Below are 19,309 nucleotides of genomic sequence, written 5' to 3'. Positions count from 1 at the left end.
CGCGGCGCTAATGGGAGGTCAACAGATGATTGACGCGAAAAGAGCCATAACCGTCTTTCTCGCCAGCGCAGCGCTTGCCTTGATGACGAGCCTTGCCGGCCCGGCGATTGCAGCAAGCGAAGTCCAGGCCGTGGTGAATGGCACCGCGATCACCAGCGGCGATGTCGCCAAGCGTCAGGCCTTCCTGCGCCTTCAGAAAACGAAGGCCGACGCCAAGACCGCCACGGAGCAACTGATCGACGAGACGCTCAAGCGCCAAGAGGTCGCCCGCGTCCGCATGTCGGTTTCGCAGCAGGACGTCGATGCGTCTTTCGCGCGCTTTTCGGCCGGCAACAAACTTTCCGTCGAGCAGATGTCGCAGATCCTCGATCGTGCCGGCGTCGGCGTCGAGCATTTCAAGGGCTTCATCGCCGTCCAGATGAGCTGGCCGCGCGTCGTCAATGCGCGCTACGGCTCGACCTCCCGGCTGTCGAACTATGATCTCGTCTCGCGCATGATGCAGAACAACAAACAAAAGCCGGTGACGACGGAATATATGCTGCAGCAGATCATCTTCGTCATTCCTGAGGCCAAGCGCGGCGCCATCACCGGCAAGCGCAAGGGCGAGGCCGAGGCATCGCGCTCAAAATTTCCTGGCTGCGATCAGGCAAAGGTCTTTGCCGCAACGATGCGCGATGTCTCCGTGCGCGATCTCGGCCGCATGCTCGCTCCCGAGATCCCGCCGGATTGGAAGCCTCTGGTCGAACAGGCCAAGGGCAACACGACAGGCACCCGCGTCACCGAGAAGGGCGTCGAATATCTGGCAATCTGCAGCCAGCGCCAGGTTTCCGACGACCAGGCCGCCGAAATGGTCTTCCGCCAGGAGGATCTCGACAAGTCCAAAGCAGGCAAGAACGGTCCGCCGGAAAACGAGAACAGCAAGAAATACCTGGATGAACTGCGCAAGAAGGCGCAGATCGCCTATCGCTGACCGACGATGGCGATACCGTTCTCACGACCGCTTGCGCTGAGCCAGGGCGATCCCGCCGGCATCGGGCCGGATATCACTCTGATGGCCTGGTTGAGGCGGCGTGAACTCGGACTTCCGCCTTTTTTCCTGATCGGCGATCCGGACGTCCTGGCGTTGCGAGCCCGCCAGCTCAATCTGGCGGTTTCCATCCGCGAGATCGACAAGACTGGCGAGGTCACCAGCCTATTTGCCGACGCGCTGCCCGTCATGAGCGTGCCGGCCGGCATTGAGGTGGTGGCCGGCGAGCCGCATGCGGCAACGGCGAAGGGCACGATCGCGGCCATCGAGAAAGCAGTCTCGCTTGTCATCAGCGGCGAGGCACTCGCGGTCGTCACCAATCCGATCGCCAAGGCCGTGCTCTACGAGGCGGGTTTCCGCTTTCCCGGCCATACCGAATTTCTCGCCGATCTCGCCGCCAGGGCAATCGGGAGACCGGTGACGCCTGTCATGATGTTGTCGGGACCGAAACTCAGGGCGATTCCGGTCACCATCCACATCCCGATTCGGGAGGTGCCGCAGGCGCTGACCGACGAATTGCTTCTGGAGACCTGCCGGATCGCCCATGAAGATCTGAGGCAGCGCTTCGGCATCGACGCGCCGCGGCTGGCTGTCGCCGGCCTCAATCCGCATGCGGGCGAATCGGGGATGATCGGCACTGAAGACGAGGACGTCATCCGGCCGACAATCCAGCGTCTGCGCGACGAGGGTATCGATGCGATCGGCCCCCTGCCCGCCGATACGATGTTTCATGACGAGGCGCGGGCGCGATATGATGTCGCCATCTGCATGTATCACGATCAGGCACTGATCCCCGCCAAGGCGCTCGGTTTCGACGACAGCGTCAACGTCACGCTCGGACTTCCTTTCGTGCGGACCTCGCCCGATCACGGCACTGCTTTCGGCATTGCCGGCAAGGGACTGGCGCGTGAACAGAGCCTCGTTGCGGCGCTGAAGCTCGCCGCCCAGCTCGGCCGCACCTTGGAAAGCCGCCGCTGATGGCAGCACTCGATGGCCTGCCGCCGCTTCGCGACGTCATTCAGCGTCACGGCCTCGATGCGCGCAAAGCGCTCGGGCAGAACTTCCTGCTGGATCTCAACCTGACGCAGAAGGTCGCCCGCACGGCAGGCGCGCTCGAAGAGACCACTGTTTTCGAAGTCGGTCCCGGCCCCGGCGGGCTCACCCGCGCGATCCTGGCGCTCGGCGCCAGGAAGGTGATCGCCGTCGAACGGGACACGCGCTGCCTGCCGGCACTTGCCGAGGTCGCCGATCACTATCCCGGCCGGCTGGAGGTGATCGAAGGCGATGCGCTGAAGACGGATTTCGAGGCCCTGGCGCCGGAAGGCCCCGTCAAGATCATCGCCAACCTGCCCTATAATGTCGGCACACAGCTGCTGGTCAACTGGCTGCTGCCGAAGGCCTGGCCGCCATTCTGGCAATCGCTGACACTGATGTTTCAGAAGGAAGTCGGCGAGCGGATCGTCGCCAGCGAGGACGACGACCATTACGGCCGTCTCGGCGTGCTCTGCGGTTGGCGCACTGAGGCCCGCATGGCCTTCGACGTACCGCCGCAAGCCTTCACGCCGCCGCCGAAGGTAACTTCAACAGTGGTGCATCTTGTCCCCAGGGCGAGCCCTGTCCCCTGCTCCGTCGCCAATCTGGAAAAAGTAACGCAGGCCGCCTTCGGCCAGCGCCGCAAGATGCTGCGCCAGAGTCTGAAGCCACTCGGCGGCGAGAGCCTCCTCATCAAGGCGGGGATCGATCCGGCGCGGCGAGCGGAGACCCTCTCAGTCGAAGAATTTTGCCTTCTCGCAAATAGCCTTTAACGGCAGCTCTCCTGTTGGAGGCACAAAGGGCGAGCCTTAGAGAGACGGCGTCTCTTCCAGCAGCTCGCGAACGAAATCGAACATGCCGTGGCGGCGGTCGCGGCGCAGGCGTTCGGCCTTGACGATCGACTGGACGGCGTCGAAGGCGGTGTTGAGATCGTCATTGACGATGACATAATCATATTCGCGCCAGTGGGCGATCTCGGCGCGGCTGTTGGCCAGGCGCGTCTGAATGACCTCCTCGGAATCCTCGGCCCGACGGTGCAGCCGCGACTGGAGCTCCGTCATGGTCGGCGGCAGCACGAAGATCGAGACGACGTCAGCCGACATCTTCTCCTGCAGCTGCTGGGCGCCCTGCCAATCGATATCGAAGAGCATGTCGCGGCCTTCGGCCATGGCCTGCTCCACCGGCTCGCGCGGCGTGCCGTAGAAATTGCCATGCACCTCGGCCCATTCGAGCAGCGCGTCGCTATCGCGTAGCCGCTCGAATTCGCGCACACTCTTGAAGTGGTAATGCACGCCTTCCACCTCGCTCGGGCGGCGCTGGCGCGTGGTGACGCTGACGGAGAGGCCGATATGCTTGTCGGTCTCCAGAAGCGTGCGCGCAATGGTGGACTTGCCGGCGCCCGACGGCGACGAGATGACAAGCATCAGACCGCGGCGGGCGATCTGCACGGGCGAGGATTTCGCCGGTTTCATGTCCTACTCCAAATTCTGGACCTGCTCGCGGAACTGGTCGATCACGACTTTCAGCTCGATGCCGGCGGCAGTGACCGCCGAGGCGTTCGACTTCGAGCAGATGGTATTCGATTCGCGGTTAAATTCCTGTGCAAGGAAGTCCAGCCGACGCCCGGCAGGTCCACCTTTTACCAGGAGATCGCGCGCGGCGGCGATATGCGCCTTCAGGCGGTCGATTTCTTCGCGCAGGTCCGCCTTGGTCGCCAGCAGTGCTGCCTCGGCGTGCAGCCTGTCGCGATCGAGCGCGGCCATGCCGTCCATCAACAGGGCGACCTGTGCCGCAAGCCGGGAGGCGATTTCCGGCAGTGATCGCGAAGGGTCCCCCTCGATCGTCCGCGTCAGGCCCTCGATCGTCGCGACGTGATCGAGAAGAATGCGGGAGAGCGCCGCGCCTTCCTGTTCCCGCATCGCCCGAAGATCGGCAAGCGCGGCCGAGAGGCCGGCGGCAATATCGGCATCACGGGCGGCAAGCGCCTCCTCGCTATCCTCGCCTTCACGGAACTCGACGATACCGCGCACCTGAAGCAGCGTATCGAGCTTCAACGGCGCCGGGTCGATCATGTCCACCAGCTGCTCGCGCATGGCAAGCACCGCAGCCAGCGCTTGCCTGTTCAGCACCGCCTCGAAACGGTTCTCATCGGCGGTGACCGATAGCGATGCCTGCAGGTTGCCGCGGCTGAAGCTTTCGCCGGCAAGGCGGCGAACCTCCGCCTCCATGCGTTCGAGGCCGGGCGGCAGGCGCAGGCGCAGGTCGAAACCTTTACCGTTGACCGAGCGTAGCTCCCATGCCCAGCGCCAACGGCCGCTCGTTCCTTCGCGCCGCGCAAAACCGGTCATGGACTGCAGAGCCATGCGAGCCTCCCCGAAACCTGTCAGTTGATCTTCTTTTTCTTCGGCGGCACGACGGACGCGCCGTTTTCGCCCGGCTGCTCTTCCGGCTGGCCGTCGACGACGATGTTCGGGTCCGACCCCTTGTCGGCCTCAAGTTTGCGCCAGCGTTTGACGTTGGCATTGTGCTCCTCGAGCGTCGCCGCAAAAACGTGGCCGCCAGTGCCGTCCGCGACGAAATAGAGATCCTGGGTTTTCCAAGGGTTGGCGACGGCTTCCAGCGCATCCTTGCCGGGATTGGCGATCGGCGTCGGCGGCAGGCCCTTGATAACATAGGTATTGTATGGCGTGTCGCGCTTCAGGTCCGACTGGTAGATCGGACGGTCGGCCGGCTTTCCCTCGCCACCGAAGAGCCCGTAGATGATCGTCGGATCGGACTGCAGGCGCATGCCTTTGCCGAGCCGGTTGAGGAAAACGGAAGCGACATGAGCCCGCTCGTCGGGAACGCCGGTTTCCTTCTCGACGATCGAAGCGAGCGTCACGAATTCCTCTTTGGAGCGCAGCGGCAGCGTCGAGTCACGCTTGTCCCATATCTGATCGACGAGCTTCTGCTGCGCAGCCGCCATCTGTTCGATGATTTCCGCGCGCTTGGTGCCGCGCGAGAACTTGTAGGTATCCGGGCGCAGGCTGCCTTCGGCCGGCAGCGCGGCCGGAAGGTCGCCCTCCAGCACCGGATCCTGCAGCAGGCGGTCGAACATCTGACGAACCGTCAATCCTTCAGGGAAGGAGACCGAATAGAGAATGGACTTGCCCGATTTCAACAGCTCCATGATATCGCTCATGGAGGCTCTCGCCTTGATCTCGTATTCACCGGCCTTCAGGCTCTCGCCGGCGGACAGGTGCGTTGCCGTGAGATATCGAAAGATGCGGGCATCGGAGATGATCGAATTGCGCTCAAGGTTCGAGGCGATTTCAGCCAGCCCCGCACCGTTACGGACAATGAAATTGGTGTTCGTCTGCAGCGGACCCGGGCCCTGATAGGTCGAGGTCGCGTAGTAGAAGGCGATAACCGCGACGACGCAGACCAGGACCGCCATCGTCATGATGAAGTTCAGGAAAAGGACGATCTGGCTGCGGGCGTTCTTGGAGCGCTTCGGCGGCTCCGGAACACGTTCCGGACGCAGGGCTTCGTTCGGCGACTTCGGGATGATCGGTCCCTTCTGCGCCTGGGTGTCGTTGCTCTGGTTCGTCGTATCGCTCACCGGCAATCCTCTAAAACTTGGCCCTCATTCCGCTATTTCGCGAAGCAATGCGGCAAAAGCAGGTTCTGCCGCCGTTCAACGAAGCCGCTGCCGGTCGTTGTGCCTTCTCACGGCCTGCTGCGGCGGGACCCTTATTGCACGTAACGGCGCAGCACGAGCGATGCGTTCGTGCCGCCGAATCCGAACGAATTGGACAGGGCCACGTTGATTTCTCGCTCACGCGCCTTGTGCGGAACAAGATCGATCGCCGTCTCGCGTTCGGGATTGTCGAGATTGAGCGTCGGCGGCGCGATATTGTCACGGATGGCGAGCGTGGCGAAGATCGCCTCGATCGCGCCGGCAGCACCGAGAAGATGGCCTGTCGCCGACTTGGTCGAGGACATAGAGATCTTCGATGCCGCATTGCCGACCAGGCGCTCGACCGCCCCAAGCTCGATCGTGTCGGCCATGGTCGAAGTGCCGTGGGCGTTGATGTAATCGATATCGGCCGGCGTCAACCCTGCGCGCTTCAGCGCCATCGCCATGCAGCGGCCGGCACCCTCGCCGTCTTCGGAGGGCGCGGTGATGTGGTAGGCGTCGCCCGACAGGCCGTAACCGACGACCTCAGCGTAGATCTTGGCGCCGCGCGCCTGGGCGTGCTCCAGTTCTTCGAGCACGACGATGCCGGCGCCCTCACCCATGACGAAGCCGTCGCGATCGCGGTCATAGGGGCGCGAAGCCTTCTGCGGTTCGTCATTGTGCTGGGTCGACAGCGCCTTGCAGGCGGCGAAGCCTGCGAGCGAAATGCGGCTGACAGGAGATTCCGTGCCGCCGGCGACCATGACGTCGGCATCGCCAAGCGCAATCAGCCGTGCGGCATCGCCGATCGCATGCGCACCCGTCGAGCAAGCGGTAACCACCGAATGATTGGGTCCGCGCAGCTTGTGGCGGATCGAAACCTGGCCGGAGACAAGATTGATCAGGCGTCCGGGAATGAAGAAGGGGGAGATGCGGCGCGGTCCTTTGTCACGCAGGGTGTAGCCCGCCTCGACAATGCCTTCGATGCCACCGATGCCGGAGCCGATCAGCACGCCGGTCGCGATCTGCTCCTCATCGGTCTCGGGATGCCAGCCTGCGTCGGCAAGCGCCATGTCGGCGGCGGCCATGCCGTAGATGATGAAGGGATCGACCTTGCGCTGCTCCTTCGGCTCCATCCATTGGTCGACATTGAAGGTGCCGTCGGTACCATCACCGAGCGGGATACGGCAGGCGATCTTGGCGGGAAGGTCGTCGACCTCGAATTCGGTGACCAAACGGGCGCCGTTCTGGCCGGCAAGCAGCCGAGACCACGTCACCTCTGTTCCGCATCCCAAGGGTGATACCATGCCGGTACCGGTGATGACGACTCGTCTCATCGCGTGCTTTCCCCGTTCTCTTATGTTCTATGGAGAAATATGCCGAAAAGAAAAGGGCGGACTCCAGGCCCGCCCTTTCTCAATTATACAGGATCAGGCCTGGGCCTTCTCGATAAACTTCACTGCATCGCCGACTGTCAGGATCGAGTCGGCAGCGTCGTCAGGAATTTCAACGCCGAATTCTTCTTCGAAAGCCATGACAAGTTCGACCGTGTCGAGCGAGTCAGCGCCCAGATCGTCGATAAAGCTGGCGCTCTCGACGACCTTGTCGGCATCGACGCCAAGATGATCAATAACAATTTTCTTTACGCGTTCTGCGATATCGCTCATGTCGGTTTCCTCGACCTTATGTCCTGATCGGAATGCCGTTGCGGCACTCCTAACCCTGTTTCAGCCTGCGATGTTTTCAGACATCCTCGGCAAACTCGTTTACCCGGCTTCAGAGATGTCCCAGGCTTGCAAAAAGCCGGCCGGTTCGTCTGCTATCTCGGGACGACTGTTCACAGTCATGGCCCGCTTAACATGGTTTAAGTCTGCCGCAAAGCCAGAAAATCAACGCTTCGTGATTGCTCAACATGCTATTGCGGGAAATATCCCGATGCCACCAGTTTGTCGTTTCAGATCATCGCCATGCCGCCGTTAACGTGCAGCGTCTGGCCAGTCATGTAGGCGGCCTCGGAGGATGCGAGGTAAGCAACGGCCGAAGCGACCTCGCCCCCCGTGCCCATGCGCTTCATCGGGATCGCCCCCATGATCGCTTCCTTCTGCTTGTCGTTCAGCTTGCCAGTCATGGCGCTTTCGATGAAACCCGGCGCCACGCAATTGACGGTCACGTTGCGGGTGGCGATCTCCTGCGCCAGCGACTTGGTGAAGCCGATCATGCCGGCCTTGGAGGCGCAGTAATTGGCCTGGCCAGGGTTGCCGGTGACGCCGACGACGGAGGTGATGTTGATGATGCGGCCATAGCGGCGGCGCATCATCGGATGCGTCAATTCGCGCGTCAGGCGGAAGGTCGCCGTCAGGTTGACCTCGAGGACCGCGTCCCAATCCTCGTCGCTCATGCGCACGAAGAGGCCGTCCTTGGTGATCCCGGCATTGTTGACGAGGATATCGACGCCTTCGAGATCGGCTTCGGCCTTCTGGCCGAGCGCCTTCACCTCATCGCGGTCCGACAGGTTCGCCGGGAAGATCTTCACCCGCTCACCGAGTTCGGCCGCCAGCGCCTCCAGCTTCTCGACGCGGGTGCCGTGCAGGCCGACGGTCGCGCCCTGTTGATGCAGAAGACGGGCGATTTCCTCGCCGATACCGCCCGATGCGCCAGTGACGAGAGCCTTGCGGCCGGAAAGATCGAACATGGAAACGTTCCTTATATCTGGAGATATCAATCAGGCCATGAGGGCGGCAACAGCCGCGTCGATATCCGCCGGCCCGCCGACGGAGATGCCGTTGATCGTCTTGTCGATGCGGCGGGCAAGGCCAGTCAGCACCTTGCCGGAGCCGAGTTCATAAAGCGTCGTGACGCCGTTTCCGGCAAACCATTCCACCGTCTCGCGCCAGCGGACCTGCCCTGTGACCTGCTCGACGAGAAGTGCCGCGATCTCCTCGGCATTGGTGACCGGAGCAGCGCGGACATTGGCGATGAGCGGCACGACTGGATCGGCCTTCTTCACGCCGGCCAGCGCCTCACGCATCGCTTCGGCCGCGGGTGCCATCAGGGACGAATGGAAAGGAGCCGAAACCGGCAGCAGGATGGCGCGCTTGGCGCCCTTGTCGGTGGCAAGGCCGGCCGCCTTTTCGACAGCCGCCTTCTCGCCTGAAATCACAATCTGGCCGCCGCCATTGTCGTTGGCGATCTGGCAGGCACCGCCTGCGGCCGCCGCCTCACACACAGCGACGACGTCGGCATGTTCGAGACCGATGATCGCCGCCATGGCGCCGACGCCGACGGGAACGGCCGCCTGCATGGCATTGCCGCGGGTGCGCAGCAGCCGCGCGGTGTCAGCGAGCGAAAAGCTACCCGCGGCGCAGAGCGCCGAATATTCGCCGAGCGAATGGCCGGCGACGTAGGCGACCTTGGACTTCAGATTCAGCCCCTTGGCCTCAAGCACGCGAACGACGGCGATCGAGACGGCCATCAAGGCCGGCTGAGCATTCGCCGTCAAAGTCAGCGTGTCCTCGGGACCGTTGAACATGACATCCGAGAGCTTTTCACCGAGCGCCTCGTCAACCTCGTCGAAAACGGCGCGGGCCTCCGCAAAATTTTCGGCGAGATCCTTGCCCATGCCGACGGCCTGACTGCCCTGGCCCGGAAAAGTGAAAGCGATGGTCATTCTCGTATCCCTGGTTGCGCCTGTTGCGGCTATTTTGCCTCCAATTGACATTCTTTACCGTAGAGTCAAGTGGCGGCCCGTTCTCTGCAAAGCCTTTCGCACCGGCACAAAAGCACGGTTTTGCTCTTGCGCTCCTTCAAATCCGGCCTAGATTTGCGCGGGCACTTCCCAAGGCTTCTACCTCAAGATCGCTCTCAAGGTTTTTCCATGAAGTATAATTCACTCGGCCGCACGGACATCTCCGTTTCAGAAATTTGCCTTGGCACCATGACGTGGGGTTCGCAAAACAGCGAAACCGACGCTCATGCGCAGATGGATTATGCCGTCGAGAAGGGCGTCAATTTCTTCGATACCGCCGAGCTTTATCCGACGACGCCGGTCTCGGCCGAAACACAGGGCTGGACCGAGGACTATATCGGCAGCTGGTTCAGCAAATCAGGCAAACGCAGTGAGATCGTGCTCGCCACCAAGGTGGCAGGCCCCGGTCGCGACTACATACGCGGCGGCGAAGGCGCGGATGCCAAGAACATTCGCCTGGCGCTTGAGGCCAGCCTGACGCGACTGAAGACCGACTATATCGACCTGTACCAGATCCACTGGCCGAACCGCGGCCATTTCCATTTCCGTCAGAACTGGAGCTACAATCCGTTCAAGCAGGCTCGAGAAGAGGCCGTGGCCAACATGCTCGATATCCTTGAAACGCTCGGCGCACTGGTGAAGGAAGGCAAGATCCGCGCGATCGGCCTTTCCAACGAGACCACTTGGGGCATACAGAAATACCTGACGCTCTCCGAACAGAAGGGCCTGCCGCGCGTCGCAACCGTCCAGAACGAATATAATCTGCTCTATCGCCATTTCGACCTCGATCTCGCCGAACTCTCGCACCATGAAGATGTCGGACTGCTCGCCTATTCGCCGCTCGCCGGCGGCATCCTGACTGGCAAATATGTCGATGGAGTCAGGCCGAAGGGTTCGCGTGGCTCGATCAACCATGATCTCGGCGGCCGGCTGCAGCCGCTGCAGGAGCCAGCGACCAAGGCCTATCTGGAGATCGCACGCCGACATGGGCTCGACCCGGCCGCAATGGCGCTCGCCTTCTGCAGATCGAGGCCCTTCATGACCTCGGTTATCATCGGCGCGACGTCAATGGAGCAGTTGAAGGTCGATATCGGCGCGGCCGACCTGACGCTTTCGGACGACGTCCTCGCAGAGATCGCCAAGGTGCATCGGCAATATCCGCTGACGCTGTAATCATATTCTCTTGACGGTCCGGCACTGTCGATTGGGCAGCATCGAGTTCGAATGTCCGATTGCGCTTGCCTTTCGCCGAAAAATCCGTATAAGCCGCGCTGTTCGTTAACCCGGTCTTCTGGCTGGTGGCTGAACGGAGGGCCGATTTCCTGGTGGAAGTCGTTCGGAACGGAAGTGTTCCAGCCTCCCGTGTCTCCGCTCTCGACCGTCTCGGAAACGCTTTTCTTGCCTGGGTCCGCCCAATCAGGAGCAGTCGTTGAGGCTTAGCCGCCGAATATCGGGTTGAACCAAACGCAAGAAAGGCAAAGCTGTCATGGCTCTTTATGAACATGTATTCCTTGCCCGGCAGGATATTTCCGCCCAGCAGGTCGACGCCCTCGTAGAACAGTACAAGGGTGTGATCGAAGCTAACGGCGGTAAGGTCGGGCGTATCGAGAACTGGGGCCTCAAGTCCCTCACCTACCGCATCAAGAAGAACCGCAAGGCGCACTACGCCCTGATGGACATTGATGCACCGGCTGCAGCGATCCAGGAAATGGAACGCCAGATGCGCATCAGCGAAGACGTTCTTCGCTACATGACGATCGCAGTCGAGAAGCATGAAGAAGGTCCGTCTGCCATGATGCAGAAGCGCGACCGCGACGATCGCGGCCCGCGCGAAGGTGGCGACCGCGGCCCGCGCCGCGAGTTCGGCGACCGCGGCCCGCGTCCGCCGCGCGAAGGCGGCTTCGGCGACCGTGAAGACCGTCCGCGCCGTCCGCGCGAAGACCGTGTATAAGGGAGATTTGAGATATGGCTGAAACTTCCTCCGCTCCGGTCCGCCGCCCGTTCCATCGCCGCCGCAAGACCTGCCCGTTCTCCGGCGCAAACGCGCCGCGGATCGACTACAAGGACGTGCGTCTGCTGCAGCGCTATATTTCCGAGCGCGGCAAGATCGTTCCGTCCCGCATCACGGCCGTTTCCCAGAAGAAGCAGCGCGAACTCGCCCAGGCGATCAAGCGCGCCCGTTTCCTCGGCCTGCTGCCTTACGTCGTCGCTTAATCGACCGACGCGACCACTTCGAGGGAAGGCATCCGTGCCTTCCCTTCTCCCTTCCGCGATGGGCGCGGATCGGAATTCTTAAAACCCATGTTGAGGCGTTTCTGAAATTCGATTCAGCAACAGCCTCTAACTGCTCGATGAAGCAGGACAGCGACCTTGAAACGACCGGATCTTAAAACACTGTTGATCGGCGCACTCGCCGGATTGACCGCCGCCCTGCTGGTGCTGGGCGCGAGCATGCAGCCGTCGTTTTTCAGCGCGCTCCTCTATACGGCCTCGGCACTGCCGATCCTGCTCGTCGGGCTCGGCTGGGGTAATGCCGCCGCGATTTCGGCCGTCGTCACCGCAGCAGCACTCGGCGCGATCCTCATCTCGCCGTCCTTTGCTCTGATCATGACACTGGTGACGCTGCTGCCGGCCGGTTGGCTCAGCCATCTCGCCAATCTCGCGCGTCCCGCCTCGGAACTCGGAGGCCCGGACCATCTGCTGGCCTGGTACCCGCTCTCCGATATCCTGTTGCATCTGTGCGCTCTGGTGACGCTCGCCGTCATCGTCATTGGCGTGATAATCGGCTACGGGCCCGAGGTGACCGATCCGATCGTCGATCTGCTGATTGCATCAGTCAAGCAGCAGCAGCCGGAATTCATGCCCGATCCCGCGGCCACCGTGCAGACCAAATCGCTGATCCTGCTGATGCTCCCGGCTTTGCAGGGCGGCATGTGGGTCTCTATGCTGTTTGCCGCCTATTATCTCGCCGTGCGCATCGTCGCAGCGTCCGGCCGCGGCCTTCGCCCGCGCGAGGACATTCCCTCTTCGCTGCGCATGAACCGCAACTCAATCTTCATCTTCCTGGCCGGGCTTGCCGCGTGCTTCTTCGGCGGCGTTCCGGCGCTGATCGGCGCCACCGTCATCGGAACGTTCGGCGCCGGCTTCATGCTCTCCGGCTTCGCCTCGCTGCATTTCCGCACACGCGGCAAGGACTGGCGGATACCGGCCCTCATCCTCTGCTACCTGGCTTCGATGCTCATGCTGCTGCCAGCCCTCCTCATCCTCGTCCTGGGTCTCAGCGATACGCGCAAGGCGATCGCGCTCACCCCGGCGAAAGATGCCGATACCCCCAAACAATCCGATACGAAACTCTGAGACACAAGAAAGGAAAGAAAATGGAAGTCATCCTTCTCGAACGCATCTCCAAGCTCGGCCAGATGGGCGAAACCGTAAAGGTTCGCGACGGCTTTGCCCGTAACTACCTGCTGCCGCTCGGTAAGGCACTGCGTGCCAACGCCGCCAACAAGGCCCGCTTCGAATCCGAGCGTGCGACGCTCGAAGCCCGCAACCTCGAGCGCAAGTCGGAAGCTCAGAAGGTCGCCGACGTTCTCGACGGCAAGTCCTTCATCGTCGTACGCTCCGCCGGCGAAACCGGCCAGCTTTACGGCTCGGTCGCCGCCCGTGACGTCGTCGAAGTGCTCGCCGCAGAGGGCTTCAACATCGGCCGTAACCAGGTTCACCTCAACACGCCGATCAAGGCTATCGGCCTGCACAAGGTCGAGCTGCAGCTGCATGCCGAAGTCGAAATCAATATCGAGCTGAACGTCGCTCGTTCTGCCGAAGAGGCAGAGCGTCAGGCGAAGGGCGAAGAGCTCACCTCGGTCGACGCAATCTACGGCGTCGACGAAGACGCACTGCGTCCGGAAGACTTCTTCGATCCGGAAGCTGACGGCCTCGATGAAGACGAAGCATAATTCTCGCCGGACAATCCGCGAGAGGGAAAGCCCGGCCGCCGCGCCGGGCTTTTTCGTTTTCCATTCGTTCGGTGTTCGCAGCCGTCGACTCGTTTTTTTGCGGGGATTACCCCGATGTTTTTGCTGCGTGTCCGATGTCATCGGGCTAACATGGCCTTCTCCAGAACGGATGAGCTGAGTCGGCTCCGTACCGTGTCCCGCGGGTGACACTGCCAGTATTTCTTAGTTGTGGCGCCCGGGACTGTGGAGAAGTCGAACAATGGGCACAGCGTTCAGGATTTAGACGAGACGAGCTCCGCTCCTTTCGCAGCCCCTTGATTTTCTCCATCCGGGATTGCAAATCCGGAGTTGGAAAAAGACAGAACGGATGATGATGAACGACGCCGCTCGAAAAATTGCAGCCGTTGCTCCTTCGGAGCAGCATTACCGCGAAGCACCCAACAATATCGAAGCCGAGCAGGCGCTTCTCGGTGCCATCCTGATGAACAACGACGCCTATTACCGGGTGTCGGACTTCCTGAAGCCGATCCATCTCTACGAACCGCTGCACCGGAAGATCTTCGAGGTCGCCGGCGACATCATCCGCATGGGCAAGATCGCCAATCCGGTGACGATCAAGACCTTCCTGAAGGCCGATGAGAAGGTCGGCGATATGACGGTTTCGCAGTATCTGGCGAGTCTCGTCAGCAATGCCGTCACCGTCATCAATGCCGAGGATTACGGCCGGGCGATCTATGATCTGGCGCTGCGCCGAGCGCTGATCACGATCGGCGAGGATGTCGTCAACATCGCCTATGACGCGCCGCTCGACATGCCGCCGCAGTCGCAGATCGAGGACACCGAACGCCGCCTCTTCGAACTCGCCGAAAACGGCCGCTACGACGGCGGCTTCCAGTCCTTCAATGATGCCGTGGCGCTCGCCATCGATATGGCGGCTGTCGCCAAGGAACGCGACGGCGGCCTGTCGGGCATTTCCACCGGCATCCATTCGCTCGATGCCAAGATGGGCGGCCTGCAACGTTCGGACTTGATCATCCTCGCCGGGCGCCCCGGCATGGGCAAGACCTCGCTTGCAACCAATATCGCCTACAACATCGCCGCCGCCTATGAGGGCGAAGTACAGTCGGACGGCAGCATGAAGGCGAAGAACGGCGGTGTCGTCGGCTTCTATTCGCTCGAAATGTCGTCCGAACAGCTCGCCACCCGCATCATCTCCGAGCAGACGGAAGTCTCCTCCTCGAAGATTCGCCGCGGCGATATCAACGATGCCGATTTCGAAAAGCTCGTCGCCTGCTCGATGATGATGCAGAAGGTACCGCTTTATATCGACCAGACCGGTGGCATATCGATCGCCCAGCTTTCGGCGCGGGCGCGACGCCTTAAGCGCCAGCGCGGCCTCGACGTGCTCGTGGTCGACTACGTGCAGCTGATGACCGGCTCGGGCAAATCGAGCGACAACCGCGTCCAGGAAATCACCCAGATCACCACCGGCCTGAAGGCGCTCGGCAAGGAACTCAATGTTCCGATCATCGCGCTGTCGCAGCTCTCGCGTCAGGTCGAAAGCCGCGACGACAAGCGTCCGCAGCTCTCCGACCTTCGCGAATCCGGCTCGATCGAGCAGGACGCCGACGTCGTGCTCTTCGTGTTCCGCGAGGAATATTACGTCAAGAACCAGGAGCCACGAGATCCTCACGATCCGAAATATCCGGAATGGGAAGCGCTGTTCGACAAGGTGAAGGGTACGGCCGATGTGATCATTGCCAAGCAGCGTCACGGACCGACAGGCACGGTGAAGCTCGCCTTCCAGGCGGAATTCACCCGCTTTGCCGATCTCGCAGATCCGTCCTTCATACAGTACGAGGAACATTGACGCGGTCTCGCGCCAGTTCCTTCAGAGCCCTACAGCTCGCAACAAAGCGACCGTTGCGACGCCAACCACGACGCTCGCAAGCATCGGCAGGCGGCGTGCGACGATCGCCGTTACCGCGCAGGCCAGCGTCTCCGCCCATCCGGTCGCAAAGGCGGTCGGGGCAATAACGGCCATCACCACGGCCGGTGGAATGGCCTCGATCGCCGCTCTCCGGCGCTCATCCATTTCGACATGACGGATCAAAACGAGGCCGCTGATACGGGTGAAGACCGTTGCGGCGGCCATCGCAAGGATCGCGATCATGATGTTGAGGTCGAGCGTCATGCCGCCTGCTCCCGCGCCCTGCCCTGCCAGAGGGCCGTTGCCAGCCCGGCAAGCGCACCGGCGGCGATATACCAGACACCCGGCACGAAGTGGTGCACCGCCACGGATGCGACACCACTTGCGGCAAGGATCGCGCCGGTTTCCGGCCCCTTCCAGAAGCCCATGACCAGCACGACGAAGACGGCCGTAAAGGCAAAGTCGAGGCCGATGACGGCCGGGTTGCCCAGAAAAGCGCCGAGCAGTGCGCCCGCCAGCGACGAGCCGACCCAGGTGAGGTAGAAGGGCGTGACGATACCGGCATACCAGGCGGGCGTCAGCCGCGTGCTGCCGGCGCGAAATTCCGCTATGGCCCAGAGTTCGTCAGCAAGGAAGAGCATGGCGACATAGCGTTTGGCGTCGGAGAAGGACTGCATCTTCGTGCCGATCGACGCGCTCATCAGTACGTGGCGGATATTGACCAGCAGGGCCGCGAAGCCGACGCCGATCCAGCTTGCCGGATGCGACCAGATGTCCATGGCGACGAATTGCGAACCGCCTGCGAAGACAAGTGCGCTCATCAGCGTCGTTTCCAGGGGAGAAAGGCCCTTGGTGGCCGCGACGGCACCGAAGACGAGGCCGATCGGCAGGACGGCGATAACCAGCGGAAAAATGGCGCGCATTCCGGCAAGAAATTCGCCGACAATAGGTTCGCCGGGCGGTCGGCTTTGCTGCAACATGACAACCTCCTGACTGAGATCGCGGAGCAGTATCCCAGCCCGAAACGGCCGTATTGAACGAAAGTGATCAGCCGGCGCGGAATTGACCGGGTGTCACGCCCGTGCGCGCCTTGAAGTGCCGGGTGAAATGCGCCTGATCGGCAAACCCGCATTCGAGCGCGATATCGGCCGGTGCACGCCCCTGCCGCAGCAGCCGGCGGGCTACCTGCACCCGCCGGTCCGTCAGGAATGCATGCGGCGTAATGTGATATTCCTTGCGGAAAGCGCGGATGAGGTGCGCGCGGCTCAATCCCGCCACGCCGGCCAGTTCCTCGAGACCGACGTCGCTGTCGAAATTCTCGACGAGGTATTCGCGGGCGCGGGCAACGGCGCTCCGCTCCTGTGTGTCGACAGGCACGATCATGGTGCTGCCGTGGCGCGCAAAGATCGTCGCCAGCACCGAGAACATGCTTTCATCGGATTCGAGCGCACCTGCGCCCCTTTCAAGCGTACGATGGGCGGCATGAAAGGCATTGGCGAGCTGCGGATCGCGTGGAAGCCCGCCGGCGAAGGACGGCGTTGCGTGGAAGGCCCTGCCCGTCACGTCTTCCAGAATATCGATGAACAGCTTCAAATCAGGATAGATCATGCGGTAGCGGTAGCCTTCGCCGCCAGGAGCGCCGTCATGGATGACGCCCGGATCGATCAGATAAAGATCTCCCGGGCCGGTCTCCTCCCGCCTGCCGCTCAGCGTGGCGATCTGGCTGCCGCTTTCGATCGCGCCAATGCTGAATGTATCGTGCGCATGCGGCGCATATTCATGCGTCAGGAAGGTGGCGCTCAGGCACTCCATGTCGCGAAAGCGGCTGTCCCGCCAGAAGCGGGCCGATTCCACATTGGCAAGCGGCATAGCGTCTGCCGCCTCTTTCTGCGATACGTTCTGCATCCAGCGAGATTAACGCGGAAGCCGGCATGCGTCTTGAACAAAAGTGATCATGCGGGCGGCAAAGATGGTATGTGACCGCTTCCGCTTTCCCTTGGCCACAATGCTCTTTAGACTGGGTGAAGTGGTTTTCCCTTCATTGTTACGGCGATTCATGACAGATATTCCTATCCCCTTCGAAGACGACGATCTTTTCGCTTCCGCAGGCCTGCGGCTGACCGTCGATCTGACGGCGCTCACGGAGAACTGGCGCGACATGGCGCGCCGCTCCAGTGCCGCGCGCGCCGCAGCCGTCGTCAAGGCGGATGCCTATGGCATGGGCATCGAGGATGCCGGCGAAGCGCTCTACCTGGCAGGCGCCCGGGATTTTTTCGTCGCGACCGTCGACGAGGGCGTCACACTCCGCCTTTATGCGCCCGAAGCGCGCATCTTCGTGCTCTCAGGAATATGGCCGGGCACGGAACGGCGCTTCTTCGACAATGATCTGGTGCCGGTGATTTCCTCCGACGAGCAGCTTGCCTTCTGGATGGCGGTGCTTGCCGATTACGGTGACTACCCCTGCGCGCTGCATGTCGATACGGGCTTCAATCGGTTGGGATTGCGCATCGACGATGCGCTGTCGCTCGCCGGCGACGTCTCGAGGCCGGCAAGCTTTGCGCCGGTGCTGGTCATGAGCCACCTCGCCTGCAGCGACGACCCCAGCCATACGATGAACCGCCAGCAGCTTGAATCATTCCGAAGGGTTAGCGCCGCCTATGAAGGCATCGATTCAAGTCTTGCCGCCTCGGCCGGCATCTTTCTCGGCGAAGACTATCACTTCGATCTGACCCGCCCCGGCATTTCGCTCTATGGCGGTGAGGCGGTCGGCGGCATGGCGAACCCGATGCGGCCGGTCGCCACGGCCGAAGCGCGCATCATACAGGTGCGCACCGTCGAGGCCGGCGAGACCGTCAGCTACGGACGGGCCCTGCAGCTTCGCCGTGAAAGCCGGCTGGCGATCGTGTCTGCCGGTTATGCCGATGGTTATATGCGCAGCCAGTCGAGCGGTGGCGTGCCGCTGCGCCAGGCAGTGGCGCACGGCGGGCACGGCTTCATCGCTGGACACAGGGTGCCAGTTGCGGGCCGGATTACCATGGACCTTACGATCTTCGATGTCACGGACCTTCCCGAGAACGCCGTGCGCGCAGGCGATTATGTCGAGCTGTTCGGAAAGAACATGCCGGTCGACGACGTGGCGCGGGCGGCGGGCACGATCGGTTACGAGATCCTGACCAGCATGGGGCTGCGCCACGAAAGGCGCTATGTCACGGAGGAATAGCGGTCAGCGGCTGCTGAGCGCGAGGCGGATACCGAGCGCCACGAAAAGCGCGCCGAGACCCCGATCGAGCCACAGACCGATCCTTTGATTGTTCCGGAGTGCGTCGGCAAGGTGCCCTCCGATCAGGACGAGCGGCGGCTCGATGAAGGCGGCAACGACGATGATGAGCCCGCCATGCAGCATGAGTTGGGCCCATGCCGGCCCCGCCCCTTCGACGACGAATTGCGGCAGGAAGGCCAGGAAGAAGATCGCCACCTTCGGATTGAGCAGCGACACCAGGATACCCTGCCGGTAGATCTTCGCGGCCCGCATATTTTCGCCGGCAGCTTTTACCAGGCCATTCCCGCCGCTGGGCCCGCAAAGCCTGGATGCCCAGCCAGACGAGATAGACTGCGCCAATCCATTTGACCGTGGAGAAGGCGACGGCGGAAGCGGCAAGCACGGCGGAAAGGCCGAGTGCCGCCATCAGCACATGCAGGGCCGCACCGGACCAGACGCCGGACAGCGCTGAAAAACCGGCACGTTTTCCACTGTTCATCGTGTGACCGAGAATAAAGGCGATGTCGGGACCGGGCGAAAGGTTGAGCAAAACTGCCGCCGATAGAAATGCAAGCCAGTGCGCGAGCGAATAATCGAACATCTTCCACCGTTCCGGATGAACACACGACTAAAGCATAGGCACGCGAAACGCTGATGGGGAAATCATTAGTTTTGATCCGTCGCGATAGCCATTATCTCAAG

The 19,309-nt window shown here is 62.0% G+C and carries 20 protein-coding genes and 1 pseudogene; 10 read left to right on the top strand and 11 right to left on the bottom strand.

Annotated elements, in window-relative coordinates; genetic code table 11:
* Positions 1-25 precede the first annotated feature (25 nt).
* Genes J0663_RS16190 through rsmA form a run of 3 tightly spaced genes read left to right on the top strand, consistent with a single transcriptional unit; the run spans position 26 to position 2,832 of the window.
* Positions 26-970: a SurA N-terminal domain-containing protein gene (locus tag J0663_RS16190; protein WP_207241312.1), complete on the top strand. Its 945-nt coding sequence runs from the start codon at positions 26-28 to the stop codon at positions 968-970.
* A 6-nt stretch (positions 971-976) separates the two neighbouring features.
* Positions 977-2,005 carry a 4-hydroxythreonine-4-phosphate dehydrogenase PdxA gene (gene pdxA / locus J0663_RS16185; protein ID WP_207241311.1) on the top strand — a complete coding sequence of 343 codons (1,029 nt, stop codon included), beginning with the start codon at positions 977-979 and terminating at the stop codon, positions 2,003-2,005.
* Entirely contained in the window at positions 2,005-2,832 is an 828-nt protein-coding gene (gene rsmA, locus J0663_RS16180) for a 16S rRNA (adenine(1518)-N(6)/adenine(1519)-N(6))-dimethyltransferase RsmA (RefSeq protein WP_207241310.1), read from the top strand. Before pdxA ends, rsmA begins: the two co-directional genes overlap by 1 nt.
* 36 nt (positions 2,833-2,868) lie before the next feature.
* Here rsmA and gmk read toward each other — a convergent pair whose 3' ends face one another.
* The 7 genes from gmk to fabD form a co-directional block, all read right to left on the bottom strand.
* A complete protein-coding gene (gene gmk / locus J0663_RS16175) occupies positions 2,869-3,531 on the bottom strand; it encodes a guanylate kinase (protein WP_064810043.1) in 663 nt (220 codons plus the stop codon).
* Between the two features lie 3 nt (positions 3,532-3,534).
* On the bottom strand, positions 3,535-4,422 hold the full coding sequence (locus J0663_RS16170) for a YicC/YloC family endoribonuclease (protein WP_207241309.1): 888 nt from the start codon (positions 4,420-4,422) through the stop codon (positions 3,535-3,537).
* Between the two features lie 20 nt (positions 4,423-4,442).
* The gene (mltG, locus tag J0663_RS16165) at positions 4,443-5,660 is read right to left on the bottom strand and encodes an endolytic transglycosylase MltG (protein ID WP_207241308.1); all 1,218 of its coding nucleotides are present in this window, start codon (positions 5,658-5,660) and stop codon (positions 4,443-4,445) included.
* A gap of 131 nt (positions 5,661-5,791) precedes the next feature.
* Positions 5,792-7,054: a beta-ketoacyl-ACP synthase II gene (gene fabF, locus J0663_RS16160; protein ID WP_207241307.1), complete on the bottom strand. Its 1,263-nt coding sequence runs from the start codon at positions 7,052-7,054 to the stop codon at positions 5,792-5,794.
* A 93-nt stretch (positions 7,055-7,147) separates the two neighbouring features.
* On the bottom strand, positions 7,148-7,384 hold the full coding sequence (locus J0663_RS16155) for an acyl carrier protein (RefSeq protein WP_003547058.1): 237 nt from the start codon (positions 7,382-7,384) through the stop codon (positions 7,148-7,150).
* A gap of 287 nt (positions 7,385-7,671) precedes the next feature.
* Positions 7,672-8,409 (bottom strand): 3-oxoacyl-[acyl-carrier-protein] reductase, encoded by a 738-nt coding sequence (fabG, locus tag J0663_RS16150; protein ID WP_207241306.1) that lies wholly within the window; start codon positions 8,407-8,409, stop codon positions 7,672-7,674.
* 30 nt (positions 8,410-8,439) lie between these two features.
* A complete protein-coding gene (gene fabD / locus J0663_RS16145) occupies positions 8,440-9,384 on the bottom strand; it encodes an ACP S-malonyltransferase (RefSeq protein ID WP_207241305.1) in 945 nt (314 codons plus the stop codon).
* A 207-nt stretch (positions 9,385-9,591) separates the two neighbouring features.
* Here fabD and J0663_RS16140 point away from each other — a divergent pair, with 207 nt between their 5' ends.
* From J0663_RS16140 to J0663_RS16115, 6 genes are all read left to right on the top strand, one after another.
* Entirely contained in the window at positions 9,592-10,635 is a 1,044-nt protein-coding gene (locus tag J0663_RS16140) for an aldo/keto reductase (RefSeq protein ID WP_207241304.1), read from the top strand.
* Positions 10,636-10,948: 313 nt separating this feature from the next.
* Positions 10,949-11,413, top strand: coding sequence for a 30S ribosomal protein S6 (gene rpsF / locus J0663_RS16135; RefSeq protein WP_207241303.1), 465 nt, complete (start codon positions 10,949-10,951; stop codon positions 11,411-11,413).
* Between the two features lie 14 nt (positions 11,414-11,427).
* On the top strand, positions 11,428-11,676 hold the full coding sequence (gene rpsR / locus J0663_RS16130; protein ID WP_125846826.1) for a 30S ribosomal protein S18: 249 nt from the start codon (positions 11,428-11,430) through the stop codon (positions 11,674-11,676).
* A 156-nt stretch (positions 11,677-11,832) separates the two neighbouring features.
* A complete protein-coding gene (locus tag J0663_RS16125; protein ID WP_207241302.1) occupies positions 11,833-12,819 on the top strand; it encodes a DUF2232 domain-containing protein in 987 nt (328 codons plus the stop codon).
* A gap of 20 nt (positions 12,820-12,839) precedes the next feature.
* Positions 12,840-13,418, top strand: a complete 579-nt coding sequence (gene rplI / locus J0663_RS16120; protein ID WP_085777634.1) for a 50S ribosomal protein L9 — start codon at positions 12,840-12,842, stop codon at positions 13,416-13,418.
* Positions 13,419-13,791: 373 nt separating this feature from the next.
* On the top strand, positions 13,792-15,288 hold the full coding sequence (locus J0663_RS16115; protein WP_064692681.1) for a replicative DNA helicase: 1,497 nt from the start codon (positions 13,792-13,794) through the stop codon (positions 15,286-15,288).
* Between the two features lie 21 nt (positions 15,289-15,309).
* Here J0663_RS16115 and J0663_RS16110 read toward each other — a convergent pair whose 3' ends face one another.
* The 3 genes from J0663_RS16110 to J0663_RS16100 form a co-directional block, all read right to left on the bottom strand.
* Positions 15,310-15,612, bottom strand: coding sequence for an AzlD family protein (locus J0663_RS16110; RefSeq protein WP_207241301.1), 303 nt, complete (start codon positions 15,610-15,612; stop codon positions 15,310-15,312).
* Positions 15,609-16,328 (bottom strand): AzlC family ABC transporter permease, encoded by a 720-nt coding sequence (locus J0663_RS16105; protein ID WP_207241300.1) that lies wholly within the window; start codon positions 16,326-16,328, stop codon positions 15,609-15,611. The genes J0663_RS16110 and J0663_RS16105 overlap by 4 nt, the downstream gene beginning before the upstream one ends.
* A gap of 67 nt (positions 16,329-16,395) precedes the next feature.
* Entirely contained in the window at positions 16,396-17,217 is an 822-nt protein-coding gene (locus J0663_RS16100; RefSeq protein ID WP_207244520.1) for an AraC family transcriptional regulator, read from the bottom strand.
* Positions 17,218-17,404: 187 nt separating this feature from the next.
* Here J0663_RS16100 and alr point away from each other — a divergent pair, with 187 nt between their 5' ends.
* Entirely contained in the window at positions 17,405-18,568 is a 1,164-nt protein-coding gene (gene alr, locus J0663_RS16095) for an alanine racemase (RefSeq protein WP_207241299.1), read from the top strand.
* 3 nt (positions 18,569-18,571) lie between these two features.
* Here the strand turns inward: alr and J0663_RS16090 are convergent.
* A pseudogene (locus tag J0663_RS16090) lies at positions 18,572-19,208 on the bottom strand (LysE family translocator).
* Between the last annotated feature and the right edge of the window lie 101 nt (positions 19,209-19,309).

This window comes from Rhizobium lentis, assembly GCF_017352135.1.
Lineage (GTDB): Bacteria > Pseudomonadota > Alphaproteobacteria > Rhizobiales > Rhizobiaceae > Rhizobium > Rhizobium lentis.
This window is presented reverse-complemented; position numbering and strand designations above follow the sequence as displayed.

Coding starts and splice junctions, on each gene's coding strand:
- J0663_RS16190 (WP_207241312.1), top strand. CDS start 26: ATGATTGACGCGAAAAGAGCCATAACCGTCTTTCTCGCCAGCGCAGCG.
- pdxA (WP_207241311.1), top strand. CDS start 977: ATGGCGATACCGTTCTCACGACCGCTTGCGCTGAGCCAGGGCGATCCC.
- rsmA (WP_207241310.1), top strand. CDS start 2,005: ATGGCAGCACTCGATGGCCTGCCGCCGCTTCGCGACGTCATTCAGCGT.
- gmk (WP_064810043.1), bottom strand. CDS start 3,531: ATGAAACCGGCGAAATCCTCGCCCGTGCAGATCGCCCGCCGCGGTCTG.
- J0663_RS16170 (WP_207241309.1), bottom strand. CDS start 4,422: ATGGCTCTGCAGTCCATGACCGGTTTTGCGCGGCGCGAAGGAACGAGC.
- fabF (WP_207241307.1), bottom strand. CDS start 7,054: ATGAGACGAGTCGTCATCACCGGTACCGGCATGGTATCACCCTTGGGA.
- J0663_RS16155 (WP_003547058.1), bottom strand. CDS start 7,384: ATGAGCGATATCGCAGAACGCGTAAAGAAAATTGTTATTGATCATCTT.
- fabG (WP_207241306.1), bottom strand. CDS start 8,409: ATGTTCGATCTTTCCGGCCGCAAGGCTCTCGTCACTGGCGCATCGGGC.
- fabD (WP_207241305.1), bottom strand. CDS start 9,384: ATGACCATCGCTTTCACTTTTCCGGGCCAGGGCAGTCAGGCCGTCGGC.
- J0663_RS16140 (WP_207241304.1), top strand. CDS start 9,592: ATGAAGTATAATTCACTCGGCCGCACGGACATCTCCGTTTCAGAAATT.
- rpsF (WP_207241303.1), top strand. CDS start 10,949: ATGGCTCTTTATGAACATGTATTCCTTGCCCGGCAGGATATTTCCGCC.
- rpsR (WP_125846826.1), top strand. CDS start 11,428: ATGGCTGAAACTTCCTCCGCTCCGGTCCGCCGCCCGTTCCATCGCCGC.
- rplI (WP_085777634.1), top strand. CDS start 12,840: ATGGAAGTCATCCTTCTCGAACGCATCTCCAAGCTCGGCCAGATGGGC.
- J0663_RS16115 (WP_064692681.1), top strand. CDS start 13,792: ATGAACGACGCCGCTCGAAAAATTGCAGCCGTTGCTCCTTCGGAGCAG.
- J0663_RS16110 (WP_207241301.1), bottom strand. CDS start 15,612: ATGACGCTCGACCTCAACATCATGATCGCGATCCTTGCGATGGCCGCC.
- J0663_RS16105 (WP_207241300.1), bottom strand. CDS start 16,328: ATGTTGCAGCAAAGCCGACCGCCCGGCGAACCTATTGTCGGCGAATTT.
- J0663_RS16100 (WP_207244520.1), bottom strand. CDS start 17,217: ATGCCGCTTGCCAATGTGGAATCGGCCCGCTTCTGGCGGGACAGCCGC.
- alr (WP_207241299.1), top strand. CDS start 17,405: ATGACAGATATTCCTATCCCCTTCGAAGACGACGATCTTTTCGCTTCC.